Source organism: Psychrobacter sp. FME6 (assembly GCF_014861365.1).
GTDB lineage: Bacteria > Pseudomonadota > Gammaproteobacteria > Pseudomonadales > Moraxellaceae > Psychrobacter.
Genome location: NZ_RRYW01000022.1, coordinates 17,794 through 38,456, shown reverse-complemented (window position 1 = coordinate 38,456; position 20,663 = coordinate 17,794). Strand labels below are relative to the sequence as shown.

The following is a 20,663-nucleotide window of genomic DNA, read 5'->3' as shown; positions in this document are numbered from 1 at the left end:
AAACGGCACAGCAAGTATCAGAGGCAATGATAGGTATCCTAAAGCCAGTGAGGTTACAGGTTAAGACCATTACCTCTGACAATGGTAAAGAGTTTGCTCAGCATAAGAAGGTGAAACAAAAGCTCTTTAGCGCTTTCTTCTTTGCCGATGCTTATGCGTCATGGCAGCGAGGAACCAACGAGAATACCAACGGCTTAATCAGAGAGTTCTTGCCTAAGGGTTGTGACTTTAGACAAGTCTCTGATAATGAGATACAGGACATTGAGAATAAACTAAACAACAGACCAAGAAAACGCTTAGGGTTTAAAACGCCCAATCAGGTGTTCTATAATATAATTTAGCGTTGCACTTGGTGTGTTAATCTAAGCATCAAGAAACACCTAAACCTGAATGATACGATAATACAGCAGAGTGACAATATGGTTATGATGTAATGGCTTATAACCCTTATATGATGAGATGTTGTAGAGAGAGCTATGCCAATACCTAAATTACTGACACTACTAGCAATGGGATTTATGACTATCAACGCTGCCACAGCGGATGTAACAAAGCCGTCTCAGACACATCGTGCCATGAAAATTACGACCATTACTAAGATGTACGAGCAAGATGTTAGTAATGAAGGCATGGATTATCCTGTGGTGCTAGAGCAATATAGCAATCAAGATCTACAAACCGCTATGAAACTTGAGCGAGATTATTTTGATAGAGAACAGATGAGCTGTCATATAGGCTATGACGTGCTGTGGAATTCACAAGACCCTGATTACGAACAAGACAAGCAGTTTTCAATGACTGAGCAAGGTTTGGTAAAAGTCAGCTTGGCGCATGACAGCAATGTTTACTATGATGTGGCCTGTGATGGCAATCGCGAAAGTGCTGAATGTAAAGTGGCAGACGTAATATTAGATGAAGATGGCGCGTCTTTAAAAAACTATTTACTAGAAACTTGTCGTTAGCCATTAGGTCAAACAATTATTGTTATGAATGCCATGACAATAATTTGAATAGTAATAAATCTTAGATGAAAATCTCACAGGCATAAAACTATAGATAGATATTATTGATTGGTAGCAGTAATAATATATTGGGCAGGTAATTATTCAGAAGCTAGTTTCTAAGACCGTTGGTTTGTTTTCGCATAATGTATATTATGTTAAACTAAGGGTACCATACAATAAGTTCATATAATTATACTTTTATGGAATTAGGTTTACGGTGTTAAATCACCATTGAAGCTGTACAGCCTCACTTCATAGGTCAAAAACTCCTGCGTGTTATTACTTATATAGCACGCAGGGCTGAGCCTTCAACAGTTATATGATTAATAAAACCCTTGGCTCAAATCAAAAATCCATCGTTGCTGAAAGCATAAATGTACGCGGATCACCTAAGGCAAGATCGTTGTAAGATGCCGTTGTCCAGTATGCCTTATTCATCACGTTATCAACACGTGCTCGAATGGTAAGAGGGGTTTGATTAACAGAAGTTAGATAACGTGCTCCAATATCGTATGTGGTGTGACCTGGTAACGACTGTATATTATCATTTTCAAGATATTGTTTAGATACAGCATTTGCATTCGCTGTTAGCGTTAAATTTTCTATAAAAGGTAAATCCCACTCTGCCCCAATTTTAGATTGCCACTTTGGAACACCTGCAGCTTGATTGCCTTCATTAACACCATTATTTGTTTTAGTTAACTTCGCATCAATATAGGTAATACCACCCATCAAGCGTACACTCTCAGCAGGCGAGCCAAAGAACCCCCACTCTACACCTCGATTACGCTGTTCACCAGCATAAGAGAAAACATTGGTATCTGTATCGGTATAACTATTGGGTTTTTCAATTTCGTAGAGACTAAGGGTATGAGTAAACTCGCCACGATCCATTTTTATTCCTATTTCCTTTTGTTTCGTTTTATAAGGAGCAAATATTTCACCTGAGTTTTCTGCACTTGTTGGTGCTGTAGCGCCTTTACTTAGCCCTTCTATATAGTTCGCATACAAAGAAGTCTGATCCGTCATCTTTATAAGAAACGCCACTGACGGCGTTATAGCGCTTTCATCATACTTAGTACCTGAGGATAAGATACCTCCCGTTTGTTCTGTTTCTAGCTGCTGATACCGAGCACCTAAGGTGAGTTGGTATTTATCCTGATCAAACGATAAGGTATCTGCAATTCCGTAGCTAGTTAAACTTGTGTCAGTCGTCAATAACAGCGGTACGTCAAAATTTAGGCTAGGAGTTTCCCATACTGGATTATAAATATTAGTGTCATATGTATAAGTGGCGTCAAAGGACTTAGCATTTAAATTGTACTCTTCATTGTAACGGGTAACATTCGCCGCAAGCTGATGCTCAATAGCTCCTGTCGAAAAATTGCTGTTCAGCCCTACTTCCATAGAGACTCTTTCATTATCATCAGCAACGTATCCAATCGTCGTATTTATATCTCCGTCAGAATTATATACCTGCGCCTTTGCTGCACTGAGCCCTTTAAACTCCATTTTATTAGCACCTAAGGCGGCATAGACAGTCGTTTGATCAGTCACATCGAACTCACCGCGTGTGATTGCGCCTTTTGTTTTAGTATCATAAAAAGCCCAGCTTGGGTTCAATAACGTATCTGGATCTGGTGCACTAGGAATATCAACTCCTGATGCTACCGTGATGCCTCGAGTCGGACCATCGACATGTTCTGTCGTAGCATAAAGGTCAGCTGAAATTCGCGTACGTTCGCCTTTCCAGTCTAAGGCAAGAGAGCCTACTTTAGCCTCTTTATCTTGGTCATTAATCGCACTTTCACCATCTCTATAAGCACCGTTTACACGCACACCAAACTGTTTGTCTTCACCGAATCGGCGACCAACATCTACACTCCCACCAAGCTGCGAGTCTGATATATACTTAGTCGTCAATCGAGTGAGTGGCTCATCACCTGCTCGCTTAGTGACTAGATTCACAGAGCCACCTACAGAGCCGTTAGGTGACATACCATTGAGCATTGCTGACGGACCTTTGAGTACCTCAACACGCTCAAACATTTCAGGTGAACTGCGGTAATAAGGCGCCATACCAGACAATCCATTTACTGTCACATCATTACTATTCGAAGCAAAACCACGGATAGAATAACTTTCAAGATTTTCTCCACTTCCTCCACTGGTATAAACAGAAGGATCCGTTGCAGCAATAATCTCACTAATATCTGTGGCTTGCTGATCCTCAATAAATTTATCAGTATAACTAATGGCACTAAATGGTGTTTCTAAAAAGTCTTTGTTTCCCAAAAATCCAACATGATTGGTATAGGTTACTTGCCCTCCAGAATAGGTTTGATTATCGTTGCCTTCAGCCACTACTGTTATCGCTGGTAGTGTGGTAGTTGGTATCTCTTGATTGGCTCCTAAATCTATATTTTGGTTTTGCTGTTCGGTATCCAATTCATTAACTTGCTGACTGCTGGTTAGGTCGCTATCTTCCTGTGCATAAGCTGATGGCACACATATAAATACAGTCCCAGCCGCTATACCTAAAGCCATCGCAAGCTTTGCCGATACAATATAATTAAGGGCGAAAGACGGTTTGGTCTGTGTCGTCCATCGTTTAACATTACTTTTATGATTTAGCTGCTGAAGTTGATACATAAAAACATCCTCTTATTTTTGTAAAAATATAAATACGAATAAAAACACAAATAATAATCATTAATAATTTTAGATAAAAAACTTTCTGCTTCTCATTTAATTATTTACTGGCTCTACGTTCAAAACCTCTTTCGTCTTAGAATATATCTATGAAATTGACGGATAACCTTTGAGGACATCGTCCATGATGATGTTTAATGAGGTTGGACTAGCTGCTGCTATATACCACGCGTCGGCATCAACAAACACAACGTTACCGTTTTTCCACGCTTTGGTTTGACGCAGTAAAGGATTGCTTACATCATTAGAACTGATAGTCGCGCGATGTTCCATAACTGCAGTACGGTCAACGATATAAATAATGTCAGGATCTGCCTGCTGTATAAACTCACTAGAAATCGGCTGACCATGCAGACTGGTATCTTCAAGTGTGCTTGCAGGCTTGACACCTAAGTCATTAAAGATAAAACCATAGCGAGAATGTACGCCAAAATTACTAAAAGCCCCATTATTATGCAGTACTACCAGCGCTTTTTCTGGGCGATTCTTTGTTACTGCTTGTACGTCTTGTACCCTTGCTTCTAGCTGCGCGACCTGCTCTTTTGCCAATGCTTCTTTATCAAAAATCCTACCCAAAGCTAATAAGTGATTTTCGACATTTTCGACATGTCGCGCCTGACTGTCTTTAAAACTCACATCGAAATGTAGCGTTGGTGCAATCTCGGACAACTCTTCATAGTTTGCCGCATGTAGTGGGGTCATCAAAATAAGATCAGGGTGTAGCGCATATATGCGTTCCATATTGGGCTGAACAATTGCACCTAAATCCTCTATGTCAGCATTTTTTTTGTATTGAGCCAAAAAATGCGGCACATAGTCTTTGACCATACCTGCAATCGGTACACCAAGCTGGTCTAGAAAGTCAGCTTCGTTCATATCAAGTACGGCAACCCGCTGCGGACGATGATCGAGCACGGTCGTACCAAGCTCATGCTCGATGGTTATGGGAGTTTTTAGCGCCTGTGACGCTGCAGGCTCATGAGATTTTTGTTCACAGCCTTGTAGAGGAATAGATGCCATGATGGCAAGCATCCATACCCAACCTTGTTTTTTTACATTCATATACTCACTCCTGATAAATTGAAGTAGTTGCATAAACAACCACGTTCACTACGAATAATCTCAAACTCAAGATCATACAATTCACTTAAGTTACTTTCTGTCACCACCTGCTCAGATGAGCCACTAAAACTTAGTGTCCCATTTTTCAATGCTACAATATGATCTGAATAATTGGCCGCAAAATTGATATCGTGAATTACCAAAATCACCGTCCGACCCTGTTCATCACATAACCGCCGTAGCGCTTGCATGATGTGTACTGCATGCTTCATATCCAAATTATTCAAAGGCTCATCCAGTAATAACACATCCGTTTGCTGAGCGATGGTCATTGCCAAAAAAGCCATCTGCCGTTGGCCACCACTCAATTCATCTAAATAAGCGTGACGCAAGGGCGCTAACGCCAAAAACTCAATAGCTTCATCAATGATATGGCGATCTTCTGCCGTCAACGCACCACGGCTATACGGAAAGCGCCCAAAAGAAATCAGCTCCTCCACCGTTAAACGCAGATTAAACCCAGGTGACTGACGTAGGGTGGCGACGTGATGAGCGTACTCAGAAGTACGAATGTCACTGATATCACGACCTTCCAATAAAACCTTACCGCCACTTGGTTCTAGTAGTCTGGCCATTATCATCAATAGCGTAGATTTTCCAGCCCCATTAGGGCCAATTAATGACGTCACCCCGCCTTTAGGAAAAGCCAAACTGATCTGGGACAGAACACTTTTGTTGCCATAGCTTTTATATACATTGTTAATCGTAATCATGTAAACCCTCTGGTACGAACCGTCAGCGCTAGAAAATAGATACCACCCACAAGGTTGACAAGAATACTGACGCTGGTTTTGTAATTAAAGACATGCTCAACAAAAATCTGAGCCACTAAAAAGATAGTAAGCGTAATGGCGCAGGCCATCGGCAAAGTGACCTTATGGCGGTTACTGCCTGCAAGCACATACGCAATATTGGCAACAAATACCCCCATGAACACCGTAGGGCCAATCAAGCTTGTGGACACTGCTACCAAAATAGCAATAAATGCCAAATACCTTTTGACATACTTGGTATGATTCACCCCAAGGGATTGTGCCTGCTCACGACCCAAAGCTAACACATCTAATATAGGCAAGGTTTTGCGGCCAACCCATAGTGCGGTTGCAACCGCAAGTACCCCATAAAACAACGTCTCAGGCTGAGATCGATTAAATGAGGTATAACTCAAACCCTGAAAAACAGAAAACTCGCCAGGGCTGATACGCAATTGAATAAACTGAGTCACCGTGCCAACCACCATGGTCAGTACCAAACCAAATAATAGTAAGGTGTAAACATCGTTTTTACAGCGTGGAAACAGCCCGTGGTGCAGTGCCCATGAATACGCCAGCATCAACGCGATAGAGACTATAAAGTTGCCACTCACTCCCAAAAACAGTAACCCTTGTGTGCCCATCAAAAAGAGCAATAGCACTTGCCATAGCAAATAGACCGCTTCGTAACCCATGATCGAAGGCGCTAAAATCCGATTGCCCACAATCGTCTGAAAAATGATGGCTGAAAAAGCCAAGCAAACACTACCCAAAATAATAGTGGCCAAGCGAATCAAGCGCTTAGGAATCAAATAATCAAAATCCAAACCTGAACCGATGAATAAAAAAATAAGCGCCAAGACGATAATCAATACAAACATCGTCCGAAACTTTATAGTTACCGTCATCTGACACCCCTCATAATCAGCATGAGGAAGACCACGCCACCAAGCCCGCCTGCCGTAAGACCAATGGGCACCTCAAAGGGATAAATGACCAATCTGCCAAACACATCACACAGCAGCAGCAGACAGGCGCCGCCGAGCGCCACAATGGGCAGCGTGCGCGATAGGTTCTCTCCATACTTTAATGCCACCAAATTGGGTACGACCAACCCCACAAAAGGTATCGCACCGATGGTGATGACTGACGCGGCGACGGTCACTGACACCAGTATGAGACCCAAAGCGGCAGTGGTGACATAACTCAGCCCCAAACTGGCCGCCATCTCCTCACCCATACCGACCACCGTAAAGCGATGCGCGTAGACATAAGCGAGAACAATAATGGGCAAGATAATATAAATCAGCTCATAGTGACCTTGAACCACCCGCGAAAAATCCCCCAACAACCAGCCTTGCATGCTTTGCAAAATATTGTGTTGGTAGGCATAAAACTCAGCGATGGCGCTAAGCACACTGCCATACATCAAGCCAAGCACAGGAATCAGCACAGAACGCTTAAGCTGAATGCGGCTGATGATATAAATAAAAATCAGACTCGCAGCAAAACAAAAGACCAGCGCAAACATCATCTTACTGCCCGTACTCGCATTAGGAATCATCGTCAGTGACACTAAAATGCCAAGTTTGGCGGCATCCATTCCCCCTGACGTTGCAGGCTCAACAAATTTGTTACGCACGATATGCTGCAAAATAACGCCACTGACTGACAGCCCTACCCCTGTCAGTATCAGCGCAATCAGCCGTGGTATACGACTGGCCGTGAGCGTCAGCCATGCGTCCGTAGAAAAAGAAAATAATTCCGACCACATTATCTGTTTGGTGCCAATCATAAGAGAGGCCAGACATAACGTGGCAAATAAAACCGATAACCTAAATATCATGAAAAATCTGCTGCGCTTGAGAATAGAGTTTCACTCATAAGCGTCAGTGGTAACAAAGCAGTGTTAGTGATGCGCCAAACGACAGCTATTGTCATCAACGACAAAAATATCGCTGTAAATATAGCCATACTTAGCAGATGTTTGGCACCGTCTAACAAAATTCAGCTGTTTTAACACATCTTATCGGCATCATCAGACCGATACAGACATACCCCACTATACTTATAATAAAAAACAGAAAAAAAACTGTGCTTATCGTCAGTAAGACAGCACCCCCATTGATTCACCACCAAACACATAAGTGGTTTACTTCTTTATCTTGATCAACATACCCTAAGCGTCATCACCGATCTAAGAGCGCATCTTCAGGAATACCATACGTTTGAAAAGCCGTGCCGCTCGCAATGCGATACGCCTCGCGACCCAATAACTGATTGATAATCACTGCATTGCGATTGGCACCAATACCCAAATCTGGAGAACCGACCCCTTGTTGGAATATTTCTGAATTTTGTATAAATATTCGTCCCAAACCTGCATCACACCTAAGTGCCGTAAAGTCTTCTTGCACTATAAAATCCTCATTACTATCCGTTGCCAGTACCGACCCTTTTAATTGCGTCAGCCATTGTGGCCAGTCATGCACATAACCGACAGCAGCAATCACGGCGTCTGTCTCTAGGGCAAAGCGCTGCGCTAGTTGCGTGTGCAAACACTTGATCTCAAGCGCCCCTGATTGGACATTTTTTGCAATAGCTTCTACTTCGCAGTTGGGATGTAGTGATAAACCCGTAGGCTTGCCACCGATGGAACGCTCGTACAGCAGATCATATATATCGGCGATGGTTGAGTAGCTGATTCCTTTATATAACAGCCCTTGATTCCCTGAGATGTCACGGCGTTTTTCTCGAGACAGGCTTTGGAAGTACTGCATATAAGCGGGTGTAAAGCACTCTTGACCAAGCTTTGAGGATTCCATAGGATGAAAGCCTGCTGAGCGGCTGATCCAGCGAACGCCCGCCCCTGCGGCAACTTTCGTAGGCGTCAATGATCTTAGCAGTGCCAGTACACATTCAGCCGCACTTTGTCCTGAACCAACGACGGTCACTTTTTGGCATTGCGCTAAGGCTTGTTGTAAGGAGGCAAACTCTGCCGCATGCTTGACCAAGGGATGATTACTTTCGGACAGCCATTTGGGTATATTTGGTCTTGTACCAATACCAATGGCCAGATTGGTGCTGCGATACTGTTTTTTCTCTCCTTGTGTTTTTCCTCCTGATGCTGATGTACTGTCGACGACAAAGTGATCTTGCTTGGCATCATAAGTGACATTGTCAACATGCTCACCAAAATGGCAGCTGGGTAACTGCGTGGCGGCCCAGCGGCAATAGTGATTGTATTCAACGCGCGGGATTAAAAAGTGCTCATAGTAATAAAACTGGTATAAGCGGTCATGCTGATGCAAATAGTTTAAATAGCTCAGCCTATGACATGGATCTGCCATCGTGACAAGATCGGCAAAAAAAGGAACTTGCAGCGTCGCACCAGACAAAAGCAGTCCTTTATGCCACTGAAACTCGTGCTTACGCTCTAAAAACTTCGCCTGAATAGTACGATGCTCTAAGAGCAATGCCGCCAAGCCCAAATTAAAGGGTCCAATACCAATACCAATAATGTCGGCAATTTTTTTATTCATTGTGCATAAACCCTTAATGTCAAACGATTCCAATATTCAATAGTGCTGATTTTTAAGCAGCGGCATGTCTCTTTTGCAGCGCTTTGTTGCGCGTGCTACCCAGTCTTTAAGAGCCGCTGCACCTCGCTCACATCGCGGCAATGCAGTAGCTGCGCTGGCGAGAGCTGCACGGCATAAGTATCATAAAGGCGCTTTGAGATGGTTTTGAGGTGCTGAGGACGCAGACCAATGGTCATAAAATTCATGGTTTTATCGACAGGGGTATCACTCACCTGACCGATGGTATCCAAGTAAATATCAAATAGGGCTTGCTGACAAAACGTGGTAGTCACATCAGCGTTTTGCTCTGTAGCGACAGGCAGATATGACGAGACATCAAAGTGAAAGGCTTGTGAGGCAACCATTTGATGTATCGCGGTATCGATAGCCTGCAACAAGCAGTCAATGGTCTTGGTGGCAATGGCTTTGGGCACATGATCGATATCAAACACGAGCGCGCCATCACGCTGGGTGGTAAAGCGAATGTCAATCGCGACCTGCGGCGTTTGGGTTAATCCACGCTCTAAACGCATTGGCGTATCTGCTGTAAGAACTGGCCAAGACAAACCATTGGTAATCACGATAGGCAACACAGGTGCGGCATTGAATTTTTCAAAGAGCAATCGCGCCAAATCTACTCCTGAAAATGACAAATGCTGTAAGCTTTCGAGCACATCGACTTGCAAACTTGAAGCTTGCTGAATGAAGTTTTTTGTACCAACTGCCCACTCAACCGCTATAAACGTGGAGTTATTGACTAGCGTCCCTGTGTATAAGGGTAAAACAGGCACCGCAACCACGATGGATTGCTGTACCTGCACTTGTGTCTGCACTTGTGAGAGCAGCTCTAGGATGAGCGCCATAATCACAGAGTTTTTGAACAGCCCTTGTTTTGCCCCAATTTTTCCCAATTGCCGAAACGTATCTGCTGGTACGACCAAACTGCGGCGCACAAAATGGGCAGCGCCCAGCTCATTTAATGGTCTGATCCATGGCAATGCAGGCACATTGGTAACGTTAGACAGCTTTTGTACCCAATAAGCCATATCCACTGCACGAGAAGCCGCTTTAGATTCAGTTTCAGCAGGCGTGTCTATTGTCACAGTGGGCATCGTCATATATGTGGTTGTGGCAGACGGCGCTGCAAACAGCTCAAGCATTAAAGACGCGATCGCACGGCCATCAAGAATGAGTGCATCAAAACGTATAAAGAGGCGCAAAAAGCCATCTGTTAAATGAAAAACCGTGATGTTCCAAGGCGCACCCTGCAAATCAAACATTTGGTGCGTATACGTCTCTCGATAAGACTGTAGATAGGTAGTGGCTTCTTTGGCTGAGAGGTGGTGCAGATCAATCTCTTGTAGATTGATACAGATATCATTACACACATACTGAGTCAATGTGGTCACATTGATATGAGTGCGTAGACTCTCATGCCGCTTAACAATATCCGTCAAGCGCTGCTTGAGCACAGCCATATCCATACGACCATAGTATTCACGGAACTCCTGCATGGCAACGCCGCCAAGCGGTATCTGCGTCGTACGACCAAGCAGATAGGCTTCTTGTATCGCGGATAATGGCTGCTCGTCAGTCATTATGATTTTGTGATTGGCTGGCTGCTCGCTTTGATGACAGGTTTGCAGCTCAGGTTGATAAATAATGCTTTTGGGCAGTTGATTAAATACCATATCAAGAACAGCAGGATTTTGACCGACTTCTCTCAATAAGCCGATAAATGAGTGAAACAGTACGGTGACCCACACCAGTGGTAATGTGTCCAAACGTATGTCCCAATTCACCAGTACGCCATTCTCCACGCGCACCACCTGAGCATCCAATGCAACCTGCGGACCTTGAGATGTTGTCCATATAATGTCACCAAAAGCTTGTTTGACATTTTCAGAAAACAGCACCCCTTGTGGCAAATCCAAAGCGGCAGTAAACACCACGGGCGTCTGCTGGGCAGCACCATGATAGCGAGATAAATCCCTCATGATATTGATACCCGCGTAATGGGCATGGTCTAGCAGCTCAATCATTTGATTAGCCACATCTTGACAAAGCATCCCCAAGGTTTTGGCTGCCGCTATGTCTATATTGACAATGACAAAATTAGAAAAATCGCCAATACACTGGTCAATATGCTCTACCACAGGCGCGCGCCAAAAGGTTGGGACATTGAGTCTAAAGAAAGTATCTTGGGTGGCCTGACTCAAGGCAAAAGCGAACAGACCAAGCATCATGCTAGAAAAAGTGATTTTTCGCTGACGCGCCAGCTGGCGTAACACTTTGTACTCCACACTTGTCAGTCGCTCACTGAGACAATGACTCTGCGCCGTTTTTGCTGCGTTATCACTCACTGGTAATGAGGGCATTGGGGCGATATCTGGAAGACGCGCCCGCCACCATGTTTTGTCTCTATGATGGCGCTGCTTGATGCTTGCATCTGCTTGCATTGCCTCATACCAATCAAAAAAGCAGACAACGGGCTTAGTAGTGGTGACTACACCCTGATAACACGCCGCTAAATCTTCTATCAACTGACAAAAGCTAGAGGGATCGACTGCGATCATATCCGTGTCAATATGCAAACGAAAGTTTGATTGATTGATAAGACTGACTGAGTACCTTGCCGTTTGACCACTGGTCAAATCCAGCTGCTGGTGCGTCCATTGCTCGCGTTTATCTTCCAAATACTGTACTTGATTTTGGGCAGTTAGCACGCTCAAATCATCAATTTCAAGCAGGGTTTTTGGTACAGATTCGGCAATAGTAGGAATGCCATCTGAGCTGAGGCGCATTCTCAAGATGGAGTGCCTCAAATGCATATGCTGTAAGGCCGACTCTAGCTTTTGTAAATCAATTGACTGCCCATCAAATTCTACATAAAGATGGGCGGCCACCCCACCTAAAAACTCAGATTCGCTGATACGGCCAAACCAGCAGGCTGCTTGCATGGGAGTTAATTCACTCATGATGTGCTTACTCAGTTGACAAAATAATATATATGAGGCACTGTATCACAAATAATAATCATTAGCATTAACATTTACAAACAATAATTGATGATTATTTTTTTATTGCTCTAATATCCCTTCTTTTAACATGACATAGCACCGTTCCGCTAAGGTTTTGAGAATATGATTAAACCGCTTATTAAATTTTATCCTTGGCCAAAAAACAGAGCGCAGCACTATATTGCCCAAGGCTACTGGATCAATGAACCACTGACACATATCCTGTCTCAGCGTTGCGCCAGCGACCCTAATGCGACGGCGCTGATTTGCGGTGATCGTCAGATCAGCTATCAAGCGTTAGATGATTTATCTACCCATCTAGCCCGTCGCATCAGCGCTCAAGGTGTTGGCAAAGGAGACACCGCCTTGGTGCAGCTGCCCAACACGGCTGAATTTTATATTGTTTTTTTTGCGCTATTAAAAATAGGCGTCGCTCCCTTAAATGCGCTTTATTCCCATCGGCAGCATGAACTACGAAGTTTTTGTCAGCAAATTAAGCCACAGTTGCTGATCGTGTCAGCGACTCACGAGGTCTTTAAAAACGACGACTTTATTAATGAGCTTCATGCCACTGATCTGAGCCCGCAGCTTGTCTTAACACTGAATGACACCGCACACACTGCCAGTAAATACAGACTGGAGACATGGATAGCAGCCAGCGATATGGTGGATACTGATGATACGCATCCTGTGCTCTACTCGCCTACCCCCGCCGACGAGGTGGCTTTTTTTCAGTTGTCTGGCGGTAGTACGGGTACGCCCAAGCTGATCCCGCGCACACATAACGACTATTATTATAGTGTCAGAGCGAGTGCTGATATTTGCAGACTAGATACTGATACGCGGCTGCTCTGCGCGCTACCGGCACCGCACAATTTTATGATGAGCTCTCCTGGCGCGCTTGGTGTGCTGTATGCAGGAGGCACAGTCGTTATGGCACCTGATCCTGAGCCTTTAAGTTGCTTTTCAATCATTGCGCGTTATGGTGTCACTATGGCGTCACTAGTACCAAGTGCGGTTGTGGCGTGGATAGAGCAAGCGCCTAAACACGCAGCACAGCTGCAAACCTTGCAGCTGATACAGGTTGGTGGGGCAAATTTTCCTGAGACACTCGCACGAAAAGTGCCCACGGTATTTGGCTGTGCTTTACAGCAGGTCTTTGGTATGGCTGAGGGGCTGGTGAATTACACTCGCTTGGATGATGATGCTGAGCAAATATTCACCAGCCAAGGGCGACCGATAAGTCCAGATGATGAGGTGATGATTGTTGATGAGCAAGGCAACCCTGTCCCAGAGGGTGAGGTGGGCATGTTGACTACCTGCGGGCCTTACACTTTTTGCGGATATTACCAAAGCCCTGAGCACAATGTTAACGCATTTGATAAGAATGGCTACTATACCTCTGGTGACTTGGTACAGCGCACCCCTGAGGGAAATTTGCGCGTTGTGGGGCGCGTCAAAGACCAAATCAATCGTGGCGGCGAGAAGATCGCTTCAGAGGAAATTGAAAACCTCATTCTTACACATCCTGATGTGTTAAACGCCGCGCTCATCGCCATCACCGACCCGCGACTTGGTGAAAAAAGTTGCCTCTATATCATTTCTCGTGATCCTAATATCAAAGCCTCGACGTTACGGCGTTATTTACTAAACACAGGTATTGCTCAGTATAAGATTCCTGATCGTTTCAAGTTTATTGAGTCCATGCCCTTAACCGCCGTGGGCAAAACCGACAAAAAAGCCCTGCGTACCTTTCAATTACTGTAATAGTTTTATGACCATTCCAACACTTTCAAACTCAATAGCGAGCCTTGTATGACCATCAAAACCCTCTCCGATTACCCCATGCCGCAGCCTGAAAGCTATCCTACCAATAAAGTAAATTGGCAACTCGATGCCAAACGAGCCGTACTTCTAATCCATGATATGCAGCGTTACTTTATCAGTTTTTATGAGACGGACAGCACACTTATCAATACCTTGATCCATCATTTGACCCGCCTGCGCCAATGGGCTTATAACAATGACGTCCCTGTGGTATATACCGCCCAGCCTTATGAGCAGCCAGAGGAGGACCGCGCCCTACTCAATGCCATGTGGGGCGCAGGCTTGCCAGCAGCGACAGCCGATCAGCAATCTATCGTCGATCCGCTCACGCCAGCTGACACAGATATTGTCTTGACCAAGTGGCGCTACAGCGCGTTTGCCCGCTCAGACTTGCAGGCGCGTATGCAAGGCTGGAACCGTGACCAGCTAATTGTAGGCGGGGTTTATGCCCATATTGGCTGTATGGTGACCGCTATAGATGCGTTTATGAGTGACATTCAATGCTTCTTAGTCGGTGATGCGGTTGCTGACTTCTCAGAAGCGGAGCATCGCATGGCACTACAGTATGTGTCTTCGCGTTGTGGTCACGTGCTAAATACCGAGGCGATCGTCGGGGAAAAAACAGACAAGATTACCAAACAGTGGCTTCATACCCGAGTTGAGCAGCTCATTGAGGAAAAAGAAGAGATAGACCCTGAGGAGAATTTAATTGTCTACGGGTTAGACTCGCTTAGAATCATGCAGCTTGCCGCCGAGTTTAAAGGATATGGCGTTGATATCGGTTTTGAAGAGATTGCACGCAATCCAACCTTGTCTAACTGGTGGGATTTGATACAACAGCAGCAAAAATCAGCCTAAATAATCCCCCTAGGTAAAAGGATATGAAGAACGTGAGTGATGACCATTTAGAGGGTGTTTGTATTCCCAACTATACTCCCAACCAAGACGCTGCATTTGCAAACGTCATATTGCATGACTATCTTGATGCGATTAGGACCAATGTATTGGTCACACCGCCAAATAAGACCGCGCTTATTTTTGCCGACCAATCGATCAGCTATCATGAGGTGGGGCATCATGTGGCAGTAATAATGGCCATATTTAGGCAGCAAGGCATTCGTGCTGGGTCTGTTGTGGCCATTTGCTTGCACAAAAGCCCTGAACATATCTATACCACGATTGCATGTGCCTTAATGGGTATCGTTTGGCTGCCTATTGATATCCAAGCACCGCGATCAAGGATTGACTACTTACTGACCAACAGTCGCGCCGACTTTGCCGTCAGTCAGGGACCACTATCGCCGCTATCTGGTATTCAAATAACGACCATTGATATTGATGCCGCGCGTGGTCATAACGACCCGATAAATCTGCTTGACTGGTCTTGTACCTATGATTTAAGCCGTCGACCTGCTTACTATCTCTATACTTCGGGTAGCACAGGAAAGCCAAAATGTGTGGTCTTAAACAATCAGGCAACTGCCAATGTCTTGCAACAAACCATAGCACACTGGGATATCACTCATAACGATGTCTTTATGGCTATCACGCCTTTTCATCATGACATGTCTGTATTCGATATTTTTGCGCCCCTATCAGTGGCAGCAACGCTGGTCATCCCAACTACCGAGCAGCAAAAAGATGCGGGTGCATGGGCAACATTGATCGCCAAACATCACATCACACTGTGGTGTAGCGTGCCTGCCATTGTTGATATGTTACTGACGGTGAGTGGTCATGATCAAATCAAGACCCTGCGCTTCATTGCCCAAGGTGGTGACTATATCAATCCATCTATGGTTACCCTGCTCAAACAGACCTTGCCTCAAGCGCGGCTGTTTTCTTTAGGCGGGCCGACAGAAACCACCATTTGGAGTATTTGGCATGAAATCCTTGACGACGATCAACACACCATTCCATACGGGAAGGCCTTAGCACACAACCAGTATCACATTCTAAATGAGCAGCACGCGCCTTGTGAGGCTGGTACTATCGGCACCATGTATATGTCTGGCATCAATTTATCAAATGGCTACTTATTGGATGGAGAGACACATCACAATGACTTTGTGCCCATTAAAACGATAAATGGCGGTGTGGTCATGGCCTTTAAGATGAGTGATTTGGGTTATTATCGAGATGATGGCGCAATTATATTCTCAGGACGCAAGGCAGGCTATCTCAAGGTCAAAGGCGTACGCATTGCAGCATCTGAAGTTGAAAATGCATTATCTAGCCATCCTGCCATTTATCATGCCGTGGTGATCAGCTGCACAAACCCTACCACCGATATCAATGAGCTGGTGGCGCTTTACACCATCGACAATACGCATGACATAAGCAATACCAACTGCGTGTCCAAGCAACAGCTGAGCGCTGTTGATCTAAGAGTCTATCTAAAAGATCAGCTACCAAGCTCTCACATTCCCTCTAAGTTTTTATTAATAGGTGACATACCGCTGACAGCGAACAGTAAAGTCGATCGCAACAAACTACTAAGCCTAGCACAGGAACGATTATCTATAGCGCCAACGCCTGTCATAGCGGGCATACCCACTGATCCCAACCTGTCAGCAGAAGTGATTGATGCCATTTTGACCTTATTTAAAAGCCATCTATCCGAGCACCAAACGCAAATGCTGAGGGGCGATACGCAACTGTTTGCTTTAAACCTAAAACCCAAACAGTTGATGACCATTGCCACACAGCTGTCACAGCAGCTGAATGTCTCGCTTGATTTTTATTCACTGGTGGCCTGTAAAACACTGGGTGAGGTAATGACAAAAGCACAGCTTGCTTTAGACCGTCCATAAAGCTACGCTACATAAAGAGGATCTAAAAAGGGTTTACCGCAGTAAACCCTTTTTAGATCCTCTTTATCTTTTTTATGTTCTTTTTAAGTGCTCATAGCACCGTGCTAGCACCCTAATGTCGCACCACCATCCACCACTAGATCCTGCATGGTGATGTGTGACGATTGATCGCTTATAAAAAACATGATCGCGTTGGTGATGTCTTTAACCTGCGCTATTTTTTGTAGCGGTATGCCAAGTTTATACTGTTGAAGACTGCCCGTAATGGTGGTTTGCTCGCCATTGTCATCTGTCCATAGCTGCGTTTGCATCGCCGTTCCCGTTGATCCTGGTGACACCACATTGGCTCTGACACCATATTCAGCCAGCTCTAATGCCACTGTCTTTGTGAAGTAAGTCAGTGCCGATTTTGATGCTCCGTAGGCGGACATATTGATACGCGGCATCGTGGCGGCATTGGATGACACCACAACGATACTGCCACTGCGTTTTTCTTTAAAATAAGGCGTCAATTTTTGGCAGAAGTGAAAAAAAGAAAACACATTTACCGCAAAGGTATCCAGCCAATCTGTCGATGATATATCATCGTGCTGTCCCAAATGTAGGACACCTGCAACATGAATAAAATAGTCAGGAGGACTGACCGTTAACAGTGTCTTGCATAAGTGCATAATCTGCTGTTCATCTCGAATATCGCAAATGTGTACCTGCTGTTGTAGTGCAGCGGGCAGCTTGTCTTTGGTCTTATCGATACCGATGACCTCAACATCCTCGTCCAACAGGCGCTGCATCACATCTGCGCCAATGCCTTGATTGACGCCCACCAGCCACGCGTTTTTTTTTGTCACAGTGTGGTTTGTCATCATGCTAATCCTTAAGTGGGTTTGAGTGGGTTACGCACTGGTGTCACAGAGGCGTAGTATGGTTTTCATTTTATCTTCTGTCTCACGCCACTCCGACTCTGGGTCAGACCCTTCGACGATACCAGCACCCGCATATAACCGTAATTTTTTATCATTCAGTAGCCCGCAACGAATTGTGACGACCCACTCGCCATTGCCTTCTGCATCCATCCAGCCCACCAAGCCTGTGTAATAGCCGCGCTCATAACCTTCATGCTGCAATATAAAATCTTTGGCCAATTGCGTTGGTGTACCACACACTGCGGGGGTTGGGTGTAGTTTTAATGCCAAACTCAAAGCGTTGGGCGCAGCTTTTTTTAGTGTGCCTTGTAATGTTGAGGACAAATGAAACATGGTCGAGGTTTCAATCACTTCTGGAAACTCAGACATACTCAGCGTCACACAGTCTGCCACCAGGTTGCGCGATATATTTTCGACAACGATTTTATGCTCGTGCTGATCCTTAATCGACTCATGCAAGGCTCGTTGGTTTCTTTGATTGTGCTCTAAGCTATCACGCTTGGGTCTAGAGCCCGCTAAAGGATTGCTCTTAACGAGTCGATCATTTTTAGATAATAGTAACTCTGGGCTCGCCCCTAGTAGGTACTGTTGATTGTCTACGGGGATCACAAAGTTATAAGCGGTTGGGTTCTTATCTAGCAAGGCGTCTAAATAAAAGGCTAGGTTCTGCGACTCATCAAAACTAACATCCACCGCTTGTGACAGTACTATTTTTGTTAGCTCTGTATTTTTGAAAGTCTCTAACGCATAGTTGACGGTTTTTTTAAACTTGTCTTGATCCACCAGTAATGTCTTATTCTTGATGTGCGTCTCGTCTTTTATCAGATCAGATTTTTTGGTTTTTTTGTCCGACTTATCGTAGTCACTATAAAAATTTAATACCGCGTCATTTCTGATATCAAAAGGAATAGCAGCAATTAAGATTGGATTTTTATCGCCATTATTTTTCATCTCTTTAAAACGATCAGCGATACGCTGATTAAAATGTACCGTATCTGCTGCAGGTGTCATTAGCGTCTGCGAAAAATGCTTGCCGATCAGGTGATACTCCTTTGTGGAAAAGCAGGCAGAATATGATTCATGATTCGTCGGTGTTTCTAAATAGTGTTGTAAAGACATAATTGATATCTCACTGTGGTTATTGATGCATCGATCATTATTGCTACTTATTTTTATTAAATATAAATATTAATGATAGTAATTTTGATAATTATTATCATTTGTAAATTGTAGGCGGTACTTGTTTTGATATCTTTACGATAGAGAGCAGATGGTGATGATATGCTGCCCTGTCATCCTCCAATGCACTTGCATCACCGTTTGGGTCAGTCCGTTTGCTTGTACCTTCTGCGTGCCATCGATGATGGTAAAAGTCATAACCTCACCAGACACGCCTATATACTCAAACGCTAAAAAACTCAGTAATATATTGTATTTGGCGTATATCGCCTTAATGAGGCTCTCTTTAGCAGAAAATATCGTTAAATAGATATAATGCTTTGGATGTATGCCACACGAATATTCTAGCAGTGTCATGGCTTCTTGATGATTTAAAAAAGCATGATGATTTAAAGAAGCATAGTGCTGAAGTTCATCACGATCAAAGCAAATATTATGCTCAAAACAGACATTATTTATTTTGGCCTCAATATCCACCCCTATAGCACTACAATTCTGTATAGATGACTGACGATAAGCGCAGCAGACCGCCGTACACCATGTTTTGCCACCTGTGTGGCTAATGCTTCCCGTCATGCCATCTGGCCATAGCGGCTCGCCATACCTCCCTTTTAATACGGTAAAATGAGCCAAGCCCACCGCCTGTAAGGCAAGCTTTGCCGCCAAGCGCCCTGTCAGAAAATCCAGCTTTCGCTTTGTGGATACGCGGGTTAATGCCTCTGGTAAGTCAATATCAAAACAAGCATACGCCGCCTCTATCGCAAAATTGGCGGTCAATACACTCACAGACAGCTGATGTATCTGGTGATGCGCGAGCACTATGGTGTGATACGTCAGCCGAATATGCTGTTGTATATCACTCAGCGCCCGCGCATCTTGTGCCAATAAAGCATTGGTGTCCGATACCTCACGCTTTATGGTGTGGTAACGCATACAGCAAACCCTCCTCTATTTTTTTTAGCATTTGCGCAAGCGATGACGGGTTTAAAAAATAAAAATGATCACCTGCCAGTTCATGACACCCCAAAAAAACCTCAGAATGTGCCTGCCACGCTTGCATCGTCGCCTCGTCTTCGATATCTGGATCATCAATACCATAAAATACAATTAAAGGTGCGGTTAAGGACACAGGTGTATTGGTTATCTGCTGACAGATAAGCTGGTCACTGACAGAAAAATCATTACGAATAATGGTCAAGAAGTAGTTCAGCGCTGCTGTGTTTTGTAAAATCTCAGGCGGAAAATTATTGTAATGCGCCAGTTTTTCGATAATCTCATCATCTGTTAAGTGCTGCCTGCCACAGATATGTTGCAAATATTGCGGCGTTGGGCGACTGCTGACCACCACCAATGCCAACAATTCAAGCGCATCCTGTGCGCGCAGATGATCAATTACCGTCCACAGCAAAGCGGCACCGACACTATGTCCAAATAAAATATAAGGCATGTCTTTATAGGACATAATCGTCTGGGCAATGTCTGCCGCCAATAAATTTGGATCATTAACCAAGGGTTGTCCCGACCTGCTGCCATGCCCCGAATACTCTATCGGTATGACTTTTATATGGCTATGTTCACAGGTCTCGGCCATTACCGGCTGCCATGCGCGATAGATCGCAGAGCTGCTGCCGGCTGGTGGTAGACAAAACAGGTGATAACAGTTATTCATTGACATCATATTTACCCAGCTTTATATCTCTATGTTTCACCATCTATAGTGTCTGTCTTCA

At 44.5% G+C, this 20,663-nt stretch carries 15 protein-coding genes and 1 pseudogene; 5 read left to right on the top strand and 11 right to left on the bottom strand.

Annotated elements, in window-relative coordinates:
* Positions 1-341: IS30 family transposase (locus EI162_RS05030; RefSeq protein ID WP_192523308.1), on the top strand; the 341-nt coding region annotated here is incomplete at its 5' end.
* A 135-nt stretch (positions 342-476) separates the two neighbouring features.
* Entirely contained in the window at positions 477-962 is a 486-nt protein-coding gene (locus EI162_RS05025) for a hypothetical protein (RefSeq protein ID WP_225735151.1), read from the top strand.
* A gap of 387 nt (positions 963-1,349) precedes the next feature.
* Here EI162_RS05025 and EI162_RS05020 read toward each other — a convergent pair whose 3' ends face one another.
* The 7 genes and pseudogenes from EI162_RS05020 to EI162_RS04990 all read right to left on the bottom strand — a co-directional run bounded on the left by EI162_RS05020 (position 1,350) and on the right by EI162_RS04990 (position 12,223).
* Positions 1,350-3,656: a TonB-dependent receptor gene (locus EI162_RS05020; RefSeq protein WP_192523328.1), complete on the bottom strand. Its 2,307-nt coding sequence runs from the start codon at positions 3,654-3,656 to the stop codon at positions 1,350-1,352.
* Positions 3,657-3,803: 147 nt separating this feature from the next.
* Positions 3,804-4,778: a siderophore ABC transporter substrate-binding protein gene (locus EI162_RS05015; protein ID WP_192523327.1), complete on the bottom strand. Its 975-nt coding sequence runs from the start codon at positions 4,776-4,778 to the stop codon at positions 3,804-3,806.
* Positions 4,775-5,551, bottom strand: coding sequence for an ABC transporter ATP-binding protein (locus EI162_RS05010; RefSeq protein ID WP_192523326.1), 777 nt, complete (start codon positions 5,549-5,551; stop codon positions 4,775-4,777). Before EI162_RS05010 ends, EI162_RS05015 begins: the two co-directional genes overlap by 4 nt.
* Positions 5,548-6,498, bottom strand: a complete 951-nt coding sequence (locus tag EI162_RS05005; RefSeq protein ID WP_192523325.1) for an iron chelate uptake ABC transporter family permease subunit — start codon at positions 6,496-6,498, stop codon at positions 5,548-5,550. The genes EI162_RS05010 and EI162_RS05005 overlap by 4 nt, the downstream gene beginning before the upstream one ends.
* Positions 6,495-7,436, bottom strand: coding sequence for an ABC transporter permease (locus tag EI162_RS05000; protein ID WP_192523324.1), 942 nt, complete (start codon positions 7,434-7,436; stop codon positions 6,495-6,497). The genes EI162_RS05005 and EI162_RS05000 overlap by 4 nt, the downstream gene beginning before the upstream one ends.
* 343 nt (positions 7,437-7,779) lie before the next feature.
* The gene (gene basC / locus EI162_RS04995) at positions 7,780-9,132 is read right to left on the bottom strand and encodes a putative histamine N-monooxygenase (protein ID WP_192523323.1); all 1,353 of its coding nucleotides are present in this window, start codon (positions 9,130-9,132) and stop codon (positions 7,780-7,782) included.
* Between the two features lie 95 nt (positions 9,133-9,227).
* Positions 9,228-12,223: pseudogene (locus EI162_RS04990) on the bottom strand (condensation domain-containing protein).
* Between the two features lie 91 nt (positions 12,224-12,314).
* Here EI162_RS04990 and EI162_RS04985 point away from each other — a divergent pair.
* From EI162_RS04985 to EI162_RS04975, 3 genes are read left to right on the top strand one after another with little or no spacing between them, the layout of a single operon-like run.
* Entirely contained in the window at positions 12,315-13,958 is a 1,644-nt protein-coding gene (locus EI162_RS04985) for a (2,3-dihydroxybenzoyl)adenylate synthase (RefSeq protein WP_192523321.1), read from the top strand.
* Positions 13,959-14,006: 48 nt separating this feature from the next.
* Positions 14,007-14,876 carry an isochorismatase family protein gene (locus tag EI162_RS04980; RefSeq protein ID WP_192523320.1) on the top strand — a complete coding sequence of 290 codons (870 nt, stop codon included), beginning with the start codon at positions 14,007-14,009 and terminating at the stop codon, positions 14,874-14,876.
* A gap of 23 nt (positions 14,877-14,899) precedes the next feature.
* A complete protein-coding gene (locus EI162_RS04975; RefSeq protein WP_192523319.1) occupies positions 14,900-16,831 on the top strand; it encodes an AMP-binding protein in 1,932 nt (643 codons plus the stop codon).
* Between the two features lie 104 nt (positions 16,832-16,935).
* Here the strand turns inward: EI162_RS04975 and dhbA are convergent, their stop codons facing one another.
* From dhbA to EI162_RS04955, 4 genes are all read right to left on the bottom strand, one after another.
* Complete coding sequence (gene dhbA, locus EI162_RS04970; protein WP_192523331.1) at positions 16,936-17,694, bottom strand: 2,3-dihydro-2,3-dihydroxybenzoate dehydrogenase; 759 nt, start codon at positions 17,692-17,694, stop codon at positions 16,936-16,938.
* A 30-nt stretch (positions 17,695-17,724) separates the two neighbouring features.
* The gene (locus EI162_RS04965) at positions 17,725-18,876 is read right to left on the bottom strand and encodes an isochorismate synthase (RefSeq protein WP_413038378.1); all 1,152 of its coding nucleotides are present in this window, start codon (positions 18,874-18,876) and stop codon (positions 17,725-17,727) included.
* 132 nt (positions 18,877-19,008) lie between these two features.
* The gene (locus tag EI162_RS04960) at positions 19,009-19,866 is read right to left on the bottom strand and encodes a 4'-phosphopantetheinyl transferase family protein (RefSeq protein WP_192523317.1); all 858 of its coding nucleotides are present in this window, start codon (positions 19,864-19,866) and stop codon (positions 19,009-19,011) included.
* The gene (locus EI162_RS04955) at positions 19,841-20,611 is read right to left on the bottom strand and encodes a thioesterase II family protein (protein WP_413038377.1); all 771 of its coding nucleotides are present in this window, start codon (positions 20,609-20,611) and stop codon (positions 19,841-19,843) included. The genes EI162_RS04960 and EI162_RS04955 overlap by 26 nt, the downstream gene beginning before the upstream one ends.
* Positions 20,612-20,663: the final 52 nt, after the last annotated feature.